The sequence below is a fragment of the Mucilaginibacter sp. KACC 22773 genome (genome assembly GCF_028736215.1).
GTDB lineage: Bacteria > Bacteroidota > Bacteroidia > Sphingobacteriales > Sphingobacteriaceae > Mucilaginibacter.
Genome location: NZ_CP117883.1, coordinates 961,512 through 975,551 on the forward strand (window position 1 = coordinate 961,512; position 14,040 = coordinate 975,551).

General features: G+C 43.9%; 12 protein-coding genes. All 12 read left to right on the forward strand.

The features are described 5' to 3' along the window. Positions 1 to 65 precede the first annotated feature (65 nt). The 12 genes from PQ469_RS04155 to leuB all read left to right on the forward strand — a co-directional run bounded on the left by PQ469_RS04155 (position 66) and on the right by leuB (position 14,026). Positions 66 to 1,055 (forward strand): NAD(P)H-quinone oxidoreductase, encoded by a 990-nt coding sequence (locus PQ469_RS04155; protein ID WP_274211842.1) that lies wholly within the window; start codon positions 66 to 68, stop codon positions 1,053 to 1,055. Positions 1,056 to 1,212: 157 nt separating this feature from the next. Next, positions 1,213 to 2,718 (forward strand): F0F1 ATP synthase subunit beta, encoded by a 1,506-nt coding sequence (atpD, locus tag PQ469_RS04160; RefSeq protein WP_090643183.1) that lies wholly within the window; start codon positions 1,213 to 1,215, stop codon positions 2,716 to 2,718. Positions 2,719 to 2,822: 104 nt separating this feature from the next. Next, positions 2,823 to 3,077, forward strand: coding sequence for an ATP synthase F1 subunit epsilon (atpC, locus tag PQ469_RS04165; protein ID WP_090643187.1), 255 nt, complete (start codon positions 2,823 to 2,825; stop codon positions 3,075 to 3,077). Positions 3,078 to 3,589: 512 nt separating this feature from the next. Next, positions 3,590 to 5,299: a dihydroxy-acid dehydratase gene (gene ilvD, locus PQ469_RS04170; protein WP_274211843.1), complete on the forward strand. Its 1,710-nt coding sequence runs from the start codon at positions 3,590 to 3,592 to the stop codon at positions 5,297 to 5,299. 105 nt (positions 5,300 to 5,404) lie between these two features. Continuing rightward, a complete protein-coding gene (gene ilvB / locus PQ469_RS04175) occupies positions 5,405 to 7,159 on the forward strand; it encodes a biosynthetic-type acetolactate synthase large subunit (RefSeq protein WP_274211844.1) in 1,755 nt (584 codons plus the stop codon). A 52-nt stretch (positions 7,160 to 7,211) separates the two neighbouring features. Then, positions 7,212 to 7,814 carry an acetolactate synthase small subunit gene (ilvN, locus tag PQ469_RS04180; RefSeq protein WP_090643201.1) on the forward strand — a complete coding sequence of 201 codons (603 nt, stop codon included), beginning with the start codon at positions 7,212 to 7,214 and terminating at the stop codon, positions 7,812 to 7,814. 232 nt (positions 7,815 to 8,046) lie between these two features. Then, complete coding sequence (gene ilvC, locus PQ469_RS04185; RefSeq protein WP_274211845.1) at positions 8,047 to 9,105, forward strand: ketol-acid reductoisomerase; 1,059 nt, start codon at positions 8,047 to 8,049, stop codon at positions 9,103 to 9,105. A 231-nt stretch (positions 9,106 to 9,336) separates the two neighbouring features. Beyond that, positions 9,337 to 10,749 carry a 3-isopropylmalate dehydratase large subunit gene (leuC, locus tag PQ469_RS04190; RefSeq protein ID WP_274211846.1) on the forward strand — a complete coding sequence of 471 codons (1,413 nt, stop codon included), beginning with the start codon at positions 9,337 to 9,339 and terminating at the stop codon, positions 10,747 to 10,749. A 174-nt stretch (positions 10,750 to 10,923) separates the two neighbouring features. Next, positions 10,924 to 11,352: a GxxExxY protein gene (locus tag PQ469_RS04195; RefSeq protein WP_274211847.1), complete on the forward strand. Its 429-nt coding sequence runs from the start codon at positions 10,924 to 10,926 to the stop codon at positions 11,350 to 11,352. A gap of 95 nt (positions 11,353 to 11,447) precedes the next feature. Continuing rightward, entirely contained in the window at positions 11,448 to 12,038 is a 591-nt protein-coding gene (gene leuD, locus PQ469_RS04200; protein ID WP_274211848.1) for a 3-isopropylmalate dehydratase small subunit, read from the forward strand. A 79-nt stretch (positions 12,039 to 12,117) separates the two neighbouring features. Further along, complete coding sequence (locus tag PQ469_RS04205) at positions 12,118 to 12,903, forward strand: methyltransferase domain-containing protein (protein WP_274211849.1); 786 nt, start codon at positions 12,118 to 12,120, stop codon at positions 12,901 to 12,903. Positions 12,904 to 12,952: 49 nt separating this feature from the next. Beyond that, entirely contained in the window at positions 12,953 to 14,026 is a 1,074-nt protein-coding gene (leuB, locus tag PQ469_RS04210; protein ID WP_337993764.1) for a 3-isopropylmalate dehydrogenase, read from the forward strand. The last annotated feature ends 14 nt before the right edge of the window (positions 14,027 to 14,040 follow it).

The following is a 14,040-nucleotide window of genomic DNA, read 5'->3' on the forward strand; positions in this document are numbered from 1 at the left end:
GACATTGGGTGTTCGATATTAACTCGATTGTATTGGCTACCTTTGAACACACCCACCGAGCCAAAATGAAAGCAGTTATTATAACCCGCCCCGGCGAACCATCGGTTTTACAGGTACAGGAACGGCTCCAGCCAGCTTATGCCGATAACGAAGTATTAGTTAAGGTTATGGCCGCGGGTATTAACCGGCCGGATGTTTTTCAGCGCAAGGGTAATTATCCGCCTCCCGCCGGCGCACCACAGGATATCCCGGGCTTAGAAATTGCCGGTATCGTTGTAGCTATTGGTACAACGGTAACCCATCTGATGGTTGGCGATAAAGTTTGCGCCCTGGTTGCAGGCGGCGGTTATGCCGAATATTGTAATGCTCCCGAAGAACAATGTCTGCCGATACCCGAAAATCTTTCATTTACAGAAGCAGCCTCGTTGCCCGAAACGTTTTTTACCGTTTGGAGCAATGTGTTTGATCGTGCAGGTTTAAAGGACGGCGAAACATTACTGGTTCATGGGGGCTCAAGCGGTATTGGCGTTGCCGCTATCCAAATGGCCAAAGCGTTGGGGCATACGGTTTATGTAACAGCCGGATCGGAAGATAAATGCCGGTTTTGTGAGGCTTTAGGCGCGGCAAAAGCTATCAACTATAAAACAGAAAACTTTGCCGATGTTATTAATGATGTAACCGCAGGCAAAGGCGTTGATGTAATATTGGATATGATAGGTGGCGACTATACAACCGGCAACATTAAATCGCTGGCTGTTGAGGGCCGGTTGGTGCTTATTAATACGATGAACGGCAATAATGTTCAAATTGATTTGGCACAGGTGATGCGAAAGAGATTGACTATTACCGGCTCTGCGCTGCGCTCGCGCGAGGTAGAATTTAAAGGTGCTATTGCACACAAATTAAAAACGGTTATCTGGCCACTATTGGCATCTGGCCGAATCAAACCTGTTGTTCATGCTGTTTTTCCTGCTGCCGAAGCCGCAAAAGCCCACGAGCTTATGGAAAGCAACGGGCATATTGGCAAAATAATGCTTGATTTTGGCGATCGGTAACTATAATTAAAGCCGACATAAATTATCGTGCAAAAATGTTGCCTTTGCTATTTAAATATTTGGATAGAAATCATAACTTTGCGCCTCTGAAATAGCATCTTATATTTTACAAGCAGGATACTATTAAATAGAAAAATTCTTAAACACCAGGTTATATATGCCAAACATTGGAAAAATATCACGGATCATCGGTCCGGTAGTTGACGTAAGTTTCGCTGATGACGCTCATCTCCCCAAAATTTATGACGCGTTAGAGATCACGAAAGATAATGGCCAAAAAATCATTTTAGAAGTTCAGCAGCATTTAGGTGAAGATCGTGTACGCGCGATTGCGATGGATTCAACAGACGGATTGCTACGTGGCATGAAAGTTTTGGATTTGGAATCGGCTATCAAAATGCCAATTGGAGAAAATATTAAAGGCCGTGTATTTAACGTAGTAGGCGATGCTATCGATGGTATACCCGATCTTGACAAAACCAATGGCCGCCCTATTCACAATACTCCTCCGCGTTTCGAAGACTTGTCTACCGAAACTGAAGTATTGTTTACAGGTATCAAAGTAATCGATTTGTTAGAGCCTTATGTAAAAGGTGGTAAAATTGGATTGTTTGGTGGTGCCGGTGTAGGTAAAACAGTATTAATTCAGGAGCTTATCAACAACATCGCTAAAGCTTATGCAGGTTTATCTGTATTTGCAGGTGTTGGCGAGCGTACACGTGAAGGTAATGACCTTTTGCGCGAGATGCTTGAAGCAGGCATTATAAAATACGGCGATGCATTTATGCATTCAATGGAAGAAGGTGGCTGGGATCTATCTAAAGTAGATACCGAAATGATGAAAGATTCAAAAGCAACCTTCGTGTTCGGTCAAATGAACGAGCCTCCTGGTGCACGTGCACGTGTAGCTTTATCGGGCCTAACTATTGCCGAGTATTTCCGCGATGGTGATGAGGATGGTAAAGGCCGCGATATCCTTTTCTTTATCGACAACATTTTCCGCTTTACACAAGCAGGTTCCGAAGTATCGGCGTTATTAGGCCGTATGCCATCTGCGGTAGGTTACCAGCCAACACTGGCAACTGAGATGGGTACCATGCAGGAGCGTATTACTTCAACCAAACGTGGTTCAATCACATCTGTTCAGGCCGTTTACGTACCTGCGGATGACTTGACCGACCCTGCACCGGCAACAACATTTGCCCACTTGGATGCTACAACAGTACTTTCACGTAAAATTGCAGAGCTTGGTATTTACCCCGCTGTGGATCCTTTAGATTCTACATCACGTATCTTAAGCCCGGCAATTTTGGGCGACGAGCATTACAATACCGCTCAACGTGTTAAAGAAACTTTACAACGTTACAAAGAACTTCAGGATATCATCGCCATCTTAGGTATGGACGAGTTATCTGAAGAAGATAAACTGGTTGTATCACGCGCCCGTCGTGTTCAGCGTTTCCTTTCTCAGCCGTTCCACGTTGCCGAGCAGTTCACCGGTTTAAAAGGTGTATTGGTTGATATTAAAGATACCATCAAAGGTTTCAATATGATCATGGACGGCGAAGTTGACGAGTACCCTGAAGGTGCATTCAACTTGGTTGGAAGCATTGAAGATGCCATTGAAAAAGGTAAAAAATTATTGGCAGAAGCTAATAATTAGTAGCAAGTATATAGTATCAAGTAGCAAGACTTATTTTAATCTTGCTACTTGATCTTCATAAATGTACTTGATACTTGATACTAACTACTTGATACTATAAAGAAATGACTTTAGAAATTCTTACTCCCGATAAAAAGATCTACGAGGGCGAAGCCACATCGGTTACCGTACCTGGTACTTTGGGATTATTTGAGATATTAAACCACCACGCGCCTATCATATCAACCTTACAGGATGGTAAGCTGGTTGTACGTGGGGGTAACGCCGGTAAAGAAGAAGTGTTTTTTATCAAAGGCGGCGTAGTTGAAGCATTAAACAATAAGGTCATTATTTTAGCCGAAGGAATTCTGCATAAATAAACTATACCCTTATTTTTCAGAAAAAACGTCCGGGTATAGCACCCGGACGTTTTTTTTTAATTGTTTTTTTAATAGGGTTTTTAGAGAATGAATTATAGGGAGTAAAAAGGCAGGAATATTTATGTCAATTGGCAAATTCAAAAAATAATGCAGTATCATCATCTGCATATCTGCACATCTGGAATCTGCACATTTAACAAACTTTTTTAGCCACCAACCCCATTTTAGGAAGAAAATTGGCAATTTACTATGCATGCATAAAATATGTACCGAATACCGTTTTGAACTTTGGTCTATTTTGTTAAAAATTATGTTCCTTTAAATGTTATAAATGCGTAATTTTATATTGTTTAATTGATATATTTAGATATATTATACTTTTTGAAAAAATAAATCCTGACTATTGTTATTCGCGGTTGCTATATCTACCTTACGTTTATTGATTCAAGCAATCAAATAAACCTGGTCAACAACAAGAATAATTTATAAAGTTAGTCTACTAAAAAAATAAAATGAGTTCATCATCAGATACCACGGCGGCTATAGAATTGAATAAGTATAGCAAAACTTTTACCCAGGATCCAACACAGCCGGCTGCACAGGCCATGCTTTATGGTATTGGTTTAACAGACGATGATATGCGCAAAGCCCAGGTTGGTGTGGCAAGTATGGGTTACGATGGTAACACTTGTAACATGCACCTGAACGATTTGGCTAAGATAGTTAAACAAGGTATCTGGGATGAGGATATGGTAGGCCTGATATTTCATACCATTGGCGTAAGTGATGGCATGAGCAACGGTACAGAAGGGATGCGTTATTCTTTAGTGAGCCGCGATATTATTGCCGACTCGATTGAAGCTGTTACAGGTGCGCAATATTATGATGGTTTAATTACTTTGCCTGGTTGCGATAAAAACATGCCCGGTTCTATTATGGCCATGGGGCGTTTAAACCGTCCGTCAATTATGGTATACGGGGGCACTATTAAACCCGGGCATTGGAAAGGCGAAGACCTGAACATTGTATCGGCATTTGAGGCTTTAGGTAAAAGGATGGCCGGTACTATTGAGGATGTTGATTTTATGGGCATCATTAAAAATGCCTGCCCAAGCGCGGGTGCATGCGGTGGTATTTATACAGCTAATACGATGGCCGCAGCTATTGAGGCTTTGGGTATGAGCTTGCCTTACTCATCATCAAACCCGGCGCTAAGCGAAGATAAAAAAGCCGAGTGCCTGGCAGCAGGAAAGGCTATCAAAATATTGTTAGAGAAAGACATCAAACCATCAGACATCATGACACGCGAAGCATTTGAAAATGCTATGGTTGTGATCATGGTATTGGGTGGCTCAACCAACGCGGTATTGCACCTGATTGCGATGGCCAAAAGCGTTGATGTTAAATTAACCCAGGACGATTTCCAAACAGTAAGTAACCGCATCCCGGTATTGGCCGATATGAAACCAAGCGGTAAATACATGATGGAGGATTTACACAACATTGGCGGCGTTCCGGCTGTGATGAAGTATTGTTTGGCGCAAGGCTGGTTACATGGCGATTGCCTTACCGTTACCGGTAAAACAATTACCGAAAACTTAGCAGATGTACCCGAACTGGAGTTTGATACACAAAAAATTATATGGCCGGTTGAAAAGCCTGTTAAAGCTACCGGCCACTTACAGATACTTTACGGCAATATTGCCGAGGGTGGTAGCGTAGCCAAAATTACAGGTAAAGAGGGTACTCATTTTGAAGGCCCTGCCCGCGTGTTTGATGGCGAGTTTGAACTGATTGCCGGCATCCAGAGCGGCCGAGTCAAAAAAGGTGATGTGGTGGTTATCCGCAACGTAGGCCCTAAAGGCGCACCCGGTATGCCCGAAATGCTTAAGCCAACATCGGCCATTTTTGGTGCTGGTTTAGGTAGCTCGGTAGCATTGATTACCGACGGACGCTTTAGCGGCGGTACACACGGTTTTGTGGTAGGCCACATCACCCCCGAAGCTTTTGACGGGGGCGCCATTGGCTTAATTAACGACGATGATAAAATTATTATTGATGCAACGACAAATACCATCAATGTAATACTATCAGACGAAGAAATGGCAGCACGTAAAGCCGCCTGGAAACAGCCCGCTTTAAAAGCAACCAAAGGTTTATTATACCGTTACGCCAAAACAGTTAGCTCGGCTGCTGAAGGTTGCGTAACAGACGAAATGTAGTAGCCCCCTAACCCCCTGAAGGGGGAACAGGAACAAGGGAAAAAGATAGATAATTAAAATATACACTTAACACTCCCCTTTTAGGGGGGATAGAGGTCAAAAAATATGGAGACGCAGACAATAGTTCAGGAAATAGGTGAAACAGCAGAAGAAGCCGCAAAAACACCTGTAGTTGAAGTTTCAGGATCGGTAGCATTATTGGAAGCATTGATTGTTGAAGGTGTTGATACCATCTTCGGCTATCCGGGTGGTGCAATTATGCCCATTTATGATGCTTTGTTTGATTACAATGATAAGCTGAACCATATCCTGGTCCGCCATGAGCAGGGTGGTATCCATGCGGGGCAGGGTTATGCGCGTACGTCCGGTAAAGTGGGTGTTGTGTTTGCAACCAGTGGCCCTGGTGCAACTAACCTGGTAACAGGCCTGGCTGATGCGCAAATTGATAGCACACCATTGGTATGTATCACCGGCCAGGTTTTCGCGCATCTTTTAGGTACCGATGCTTTCCAGGAAACCGATGTAATTAACATTACTACCCCGGTAACCAAATGGAACTACCAGGTAACAGATGCCAACGAGATCCCTGAAGTGATTGCCAAGGCATTTTACATTGCCAAAAGCGGCCGCCCCGGACCGGTATTGATCGATATTACAAAAAACGCGCAGATCCAGCTGTTTAACTATAAAGGTTATACACCCTGCAACCATATCCGCAGCTACAGGCCAAAACCTATAGTTCGCCAGCAGTATATCCAGGAAGCTGCCGCTTTAATTAATGAAGCAAAAAAACCATTTATCCTTTTTGGCCAGGGCGTAATTTTGGGCAGTGCCGAGCAGGAATTTAAAGCTTTTGTTGAAAAAAGCGGGATTCCGGCAGCATGGACTGTTTTAGGTGCAGGCGCTATCCCAACAGATCACCCTTTAAATGTGGGTATGCTGGGCATGCACGGCAACTACGGGCCAAATGTATTAACTAACGAATGCGATGTGTTAATTGCCATAGGTATGCGTTTTGACGACCGTGTAACCGGCCGCCTTGATAAATATGCCAAACAGGCAAAGGTTATCCACCTGGATATTGATCCGGCCGAGATTGACAAAAACGTAAAATCGACCGTACCTGTTTGGGGCGATTGTAAAGAAACGCTGCCGTTGCTTACCGCCTTGGTAGATGAAAAACAGCATACCGAATGGCTTGCTAAATTCAATGAATACACCCGCCAGGAAGTGGAGCAGGTAATTGAAAAAGAACTTAACCCAACTACAGTTGAAATGACGATGGGCGAAGTAATTAAACAACTTAACGAAATTACCAAAGGCGAAGCAGTAATAGTTACCGACGTAGGTCAGCACCAAATGGTGGCCTGCCGTTATGCTCAATTTAACAATACCCGCAGCAACGTTACCAGCGGTGGTTTAGGCACCATGGGCTTTGCCCTGCCGGCAGCCATAGGCGCTAAATTTGGTGCGCAGCACCGTACTGTGGTAGCTATCATCGGCGACGGCGGTTTCCAGATGACCTGCCAGGAATTAGGTACGATCATGCAAAGCGGTATCGATGTAAAAATTATCATCCTGAACAACCGTTTCCTGGGCATGGTAAGGCAATGGCAGGAATTGTTTAACTCGCGCCGTTACTCGTTTGTCGATATCCAAAGCCCCGATTTTGTGGCGCTGGCAGCAGCATACCGCATCCCCGGCAAGTGTATTGATGACCGTAAGGATCTTCCATCGGCATTAAATGAAATGCTGAGCAACAAAGGATCATTCCTTTTAGAAGTAATGGTTACCAAGGAGAATAACGTATTCCCGATGGTACCGCAAGGTTGCAGTGTAAGCGAGATCAGGTTAAAGTAAACGAAGCCTCACCTAAATCCTCTCCAAAGGAGAGGACTTAAAAATTAAAATCATGACCCAGGATACAGAAAAACAGGAATTTAATATCACGGTTTATACGGAAAACCAGATTGGTTTATTAAACCGGATAGCTATTATATTTACACGCCGTAAAATTAATATTGATAGTTTGAATACGTCTCCATCAGAGATAGAGCATATTCACCGTTTCAATATTGTGATCACCGAATCGGAAGATGTGGTACGCAAACTTACCCGCCAGATTGAAAAACAGGTAGAGGTATTAAAAGTATACTACCATACCAACGAAGATGTGATTTGGCAGGAAATGGCGTTATATAAAGTATCGACAGACGTAATTGCCGAGAAGGTAAGTGTTGAGCGTTTATTGCGCGAAAATGGCGCCCGCGCTGTAGTGATCCGTAAAGATTATACGGTGTTTGAAACTACCGGCCACCGCGAGGAAACAGATAACCTGATCAGTATTTTGCAGCCTTACGGCCTGATTGAGTTTGTACGCAGCGCCCGCGTTGCAATTATTAAAGATAGTGACGGATTTAACCGTAAATTGCGCGAGTTTGAGCGCCTTGAACCGGGCGAAGACGTTATTGAGAACGAATATTTAAACCAGGGACAAAAAGTATTTACGATGTAATTGAAAAGGCGAAAGGTCAAAGCTTAAAGGCAAAAGGCCGGACTCCTGTAAAAAAAGACCGTCATTGCGAGGCACGAAGCAATCCCGAACTATACAGGGCGGATATGCTAATCGGGGACTGCTTCGTACCTGGCAGTGACGATTAAATTAGATAACCTAAAATTAATATAAAATCAAAATCGGTGAAATCATCTATAAATCGGTGATATCCCAAAAAACAAACAATAAAACAATGGCAAAATTAAATTTCGGCGGTACCGAAGAAAATGTGGTTACCCGCGATGAGTTCCCTTTATCAAAAGCTCAGGAAGTACTAAAAGATGAAGTTGTAGCAGTAATTGGCTATGGCGTTCAAGGTCCGGGCCAGGCGCTTAACCAAAAAGACAATGGCATCAATGTTATTGTTGGTCAGCGTAAAGGCACAAAAACATGGGATAAAGCTGTAAGCGATGGCTTTGTACCGGGCGAAACCCTTTTTGAAATTGAAGAAGCTTTACAAAGAGGAACTGTAATTTGCTACTTATTAAGCGATGCTGCACAAATTGCTTTGTGGCCAACTGTAAAAAAACACCTTACTCCGGGTAAAGCATTATACTTCTCTCATGGGTTTGGTATTACTTTTAACGAGCAGACAGGCATCGTTCCGCCTGCAGATGTTGACGTATTTTTGGTTGCCCCTAAAGGTTCGGGTACTTCATTACGCCGTATGTTCCTGCAAGGCCGTGGCTTAAACTCAAGCTACGCTATTTTCCAGGATGCTACAGGCAAAGCGTTTGATCGTGTAATTTCATTAGGTATTGCTGTAGGTAGCGGTTACTTATTTGAAACCAACTTCAAAAAAGAAGTATTTAGCGATTTAACCGGCGAGCGTGGTACGCTGATGGGTTGTATCCAGGGTATTTTTGCCGCTCAGTACGATGTATTGCGTGCAAATGGTCACTCACCATCTGAGGCTTTTAACGAAACTGTTGAAGAGTTAACCCAATCATTAATGCCATTAGTTGCAGAAAATGGTATGGATTGGATGTACGCCAATTGCTCAACTACAGCACAACGCGGTGCTTTAGATTGGTGGAAAAAATTCCGTGATGCCACTAAACCGGTATTTGAAGAATTATACAAAAGCGTTGCAACCGGCAAAGAATCACAACGTTCAATTGATTTGAACAGCCAGCCTGATTATCGCGAAAAATTAGATGCCGAACTGAAAGAATTACGCGAAAGCGAATTATGGCTTGCAGGTAAAACTGTACGCAGCTTACGCCCTGAAAACCAGGTTGTAGAAGCGTAAGATATGTATCAAGTAGTTAGTATCAGGTAGCAAGATTTTTGATTTGCAGCAGGTACTAACTACTTGTTATAATACCAGTACTGTGTCAAACAAAATCAACTCAACGACTCTCGTGTACCTGTCTTGATACTTGATACTTACTACTCGATACTATATGCCGTATCAAAATCAAGCTGACAGCTTACGCAGCGGTCTTGATACTTGATACTTACTACTTGATACTATAACACCATGGGACAAACATTATTTGATAAGATATGGGATGCGCACGTCGTCAGTAGCAACGAGGGTTTTCCTGATATCTTATACATCGACACACACTTCATACACGAGGTAACCAGTCCGCAGGCATTTGATGGTTTGCGCACCAGGGGTTTACCTGTTTTCAGGCCAAAACAAACAGTGGCCACTGCTGATCATAACGTTCCTACAATTAATCAGCACCTCCCCATAAAAGAAGAACTTTCCCGTTACCAGGTTGATATGCTCACCAAAAACTGCAAAGAGTTTGGTATCGAGCTTTATGGTTTAGGTCACCCTTTCCAGGGGATAGTGCACGTAATAGGGCCCGAGCTGGGCATCACCCGTCCCGGTGGTACTTATGTTTGCGGCGATAGCCATACTTCAACACACGGCGCCTTTGGTGCCATAGCGTTTGGTATAGGCACCTCACAGGTTGAGCAGGTAATGGCCACCCAGTGTTTACTGCAATCGCGCCCAAAACGCATGAAAATTGAAGTAAACGGCAAGCTGCAAAAAGGTGTTGGCGCCAAAGATATTATCCTGTATATCATCTCCAAAATCTCGGCCGCCGGCGGTACAGGTTATGCAGTGGAGTATGCAGGCGATACCATCCGCGCTTTAAGCATGGAAGGCCGCATGACCATCTGTAACATGAGCATCGAAATGGGTGCCCGTTGCGGATTGATAGCCCCCGATGACACCACAATTGAATATGTAAAGGGCCGCGAATTTGCCCCTAAAGGCGAAGAGTGGGACAAAGCAGTAGCTTACTGGAAAACTTTATACTCAGATGCGGATGCAGCCTTTGATGAAGTATTATCCTTTAAAGCCGAAGATATTGAGCCAATGATTACCTACGGAACAAACCCCGGCATGGGCATTGGCGTAACACAACACGTTCCCGAAACTGCTTCGTTTGAAGCAAAAGAACAGGGATCGTACAAAAAAGCCCTTGAATACATGGGGCTGCATGATGATGAACAATTATTGGGTAAACCTATTGATTACGTTTTCATCGGCAGCTGCACCAACTCGCGCATTGAAGACCTGCGCCAGGTGGCCGAATTTGTAAAAGGCAAACACAAAGCAGATAACGTAGTGGTATGGGTAGTCCCCGGCTCTAAACAGGTACAGGAACAAGCCATCCGCGAAGGGCTGGACAAAATATTTGATGCAGCGGGCTTCCCGCTTCGCGAACCTGGCTGCAGCGCATGCCTGGGCATGAATGAGGACAAGATCCCGGCAGGTAAATACTGCGTATCCACATCTAACCGTAACTTCGAAGGAAGACAGGGACCTAACTCCCGCACCTTCCTGGCCAGCCCGCTAACCGCGGCAGCAAGTGCCATTACAGGGAAGGTGACGGATATACGGGAGTTTCTGTCTGAAGAAGTTGTCTGAACCGGAATTAAACGAATTTATAGAATTAACAGAATTTTAAAATGCCGCTTCAAGAAATTCTAAAAGATGTCTGAACCGGAATTAAACGAATTCATTGGATTAACAGAATTTTAGAATGGTACTTCAAAAATTCGTGTAATTCTAAAAATTCAATTCCGGTTCAGAAAAAATACAATGGACACCTTTAAAAAGACGCCCGAAGAATTTAAAGATTGCACAAGCCAAATTATTGGTTGTGCGATGCGGGTTCACTCTTTTTTAGGGAATGGTTTTCAGGAAACTATCTACCAAAGAGCATTGGAGATTGAGATGGCTTTAGAAGGTCTGGTGTTTACAAGAGAGATGGAAATGCCAATCTTTTATAGAAATGAACAGATTGGCACAAGGCGGGTTGATTTCTTTGTAGAAGGTGAAATAATGGTTGAGTTAAAGGCAATTATTTTATTAGAAGATGTTCACCTTGCACAAGGCATTAATTATCTCGAAGCGTACAATATAAAAACAGGTTTACTTATAAATTTCGGAAGTAAAAGCCTGCAGTTTAAAAGATTACTGAATAAAAAACATAATCCGGATAATGTCAACCGGAATTCATCGAACTAAAGAATAACAGAATTTTAAAATCCAAATTCAATAAATTCTAAAATTCGTGTAATTCTAAAAATTCGACAAATTCCGGTTCAGAAAAAAGAAACATTATGAGTACCAAAATATTCAAGCACATACAAACCAGCGTGGTGCCCCTGCCTATCGAGAACATCGATACAGACCAGATTATCCCTGCGCGGTTTTTGAAAGCCACTACCCGCGAGGGCTTTGGCAATAACTTATTTCGCGATTGGCGTTTTGATGAGAATGATAACCCTAAGCAGGATTTCGTGCTCAACAACCCAAACTATAGCGGCAAGATCCTGGTTGCAGGCAAAAACTTTGGTTGCGGCAGTAGCCGCGAGCATGCTGCCTGGGCCATTGCCGATTATGGCTTTGATGCAGTGGTAAGCAGCTTTTTTGCCGATATTTTTAAAGGCAACGCCCTTAACAATGGCTTGCTGCCGGTACAGGTGAGCGAAGATTTTTTAAAGAAGATCTTCGATGCGGTTTATGCCGATGAGCACACTGTAGTTGAAATCGACCTGGTAGACCAGTTCATCCGCCTGGTAACTACCGGCGAGCAGGAAAGCTTTGAGGTTAACCCCTACAAAAAAGCCTGCATGACCAACGGCTACGATGACATAGACTACATCCTGAGCAAAAAGGAATTGATCCAGGAATTTGAAGACCAGAGGTAAAAGGCGAAAGGCAAAAGGTGAAAGGTCAGAAAAACCATGCCAGCTGCAAAGACCAATGAACTAATGAACCAGTGAACCAATGAACAAAGTAATCCAACGAGAAGGCAAAGGCACCGCAAAGTTATTTGACGAACGTAGTTTGGCGAATGATTATGCAACGCTCGCGTCTGCCCTAAAACTTGGTTTGCGGGTTTTGGATGTGGGTTGCGGTACCGGGGCTATCAGTAAAGATATAGCCGCTAAAGTTGGTTCAACAGGTCATGTTACGGGCATTGATAATACGGAGTTCTTTATCCAAAGCGGAAAGAAAACTTATGCTTCGGTAAAAAACCTTGATTTGATTTATACCGATCTGTTTGCCTACGAACCGGAAGAACAGTTCGATCTGATTGTAGCCGCAAGGGTTTTACAGTGGCTAAATAATCCGGTGGAAGCTTTAAAGAAAATGTACTCGCTTTTAAAACCGGGTGGCATGGTGTCCATATTGGATTATAACCACGAAGCGCTGGAATGGCAGCCGCAACCGCCGCCAAGTATGCTGCGGTTTTATGCTACCTTTTTAAGATGGCGCGGTGATGCCGGCATGAACAACCACATAGCCGAAGACCTGCCAGCTTATTTTACCGAGGCCGGCTTCAAAGATATTGAGGTGTTTAACGCCGACGAGGTTTACCAAAAAGGCGAGGAAAACTTTATACGCAAAGCAGGCATCTGGGCAAGTGTAGCACAGTCTAAACAAATGGTAGAGGAAGGTTATATTGACGACGAATTGCGCCTGCTGGCCATTGATGAATACACCGAATGGGTAGCAACCGATGCCGAGCGCATGACAATGAAACTAAAAGAAATAAGAGGAACTAAGTAATAATTAACTCAAAAAATTCCCCCTTCAGGGGGGTAGGGGGCTTATGGGAATTCAGAAACACATTTTAGTAATACCCGGCGACGGGATAGGCCCCGAGGTTACCACCTGGGGTAAAGCAGTTTTAGAGAAAATCGGCCAGGATTTTGGTCATGAGTTTACTTTCGACGAGGGCCTGATGGGTCACGCGGGTATCGAGGCTACAGGCAATCCCCTGCCCGACGAAACTTTAGCAAAAGCAAAAGCCAGTGATGCCATCTTATTTGGCGCCATCGGTCATATAAAATATGATAATGATCCATCTGCCAAGGTTCGCCCCGAGCAGGGATTATTAAAGATCCGTAAAGAACTGGGTTTGTATGCCAACCTGCGCCCCATCATGTTATTTGATGAGCTGCTGGATGCTTCAAGCCTGAAACCGGAAATTTTGAAAGGAACCGACATTCTTTTCTTCCGGGAACTTACCGGCGACGTTTACTTCGGCGAGAAAAAACGCAGTGAAGATCGCAATACCGCTTCCGACCTGATGATCTATTCGCGTTACGAGGTTGAGCGCATCGCCATTAAAGCATACGAAGCCGCTATGGTTCGTGGCAAAAGATTATGTTCGGTTGATAAAGCCAACGTGCTGGAGGCTTCACGCCTGTGGCGCGAGGTGGTGCAGGAGATAGCCAAAAACTATCCCGAGGTTGAAACCGAGCACATGTTTATTGATAATGCCGCCATGCAACTGGTTAAAAACCCTAAAAAGTTTGATGTGGTATTAACCGCCAACCTTTTTGGCGATATTTTAACCGACGAAGCATCGCAGATTGCAGGCTCAATGGGTATGCTGGCATCGGCATCAATTGGTGATGGTACCGGATTTTTTGAGCCTATCCACGGTTCGGCACATGACATTGCCGGCATGGATAAAGCCAACCCACTGGCATCTATATTATCAGTAGCTTTGATGTTAGAAATTAGCTTCGGCCTTAAAGACGAAGCCAAACTCATCACATCGGCCATCGATAAAACGCTGAAAGAAGGCTACCGCACCGGCGATATTGCCGATGCAAAAACCGACAAGAGCAAAATTTTAGGCACCAAAGCAATGGGGCAAAAAGTGCTTGAGTATTTAGGTTAAAGGCAAAAGGTCAA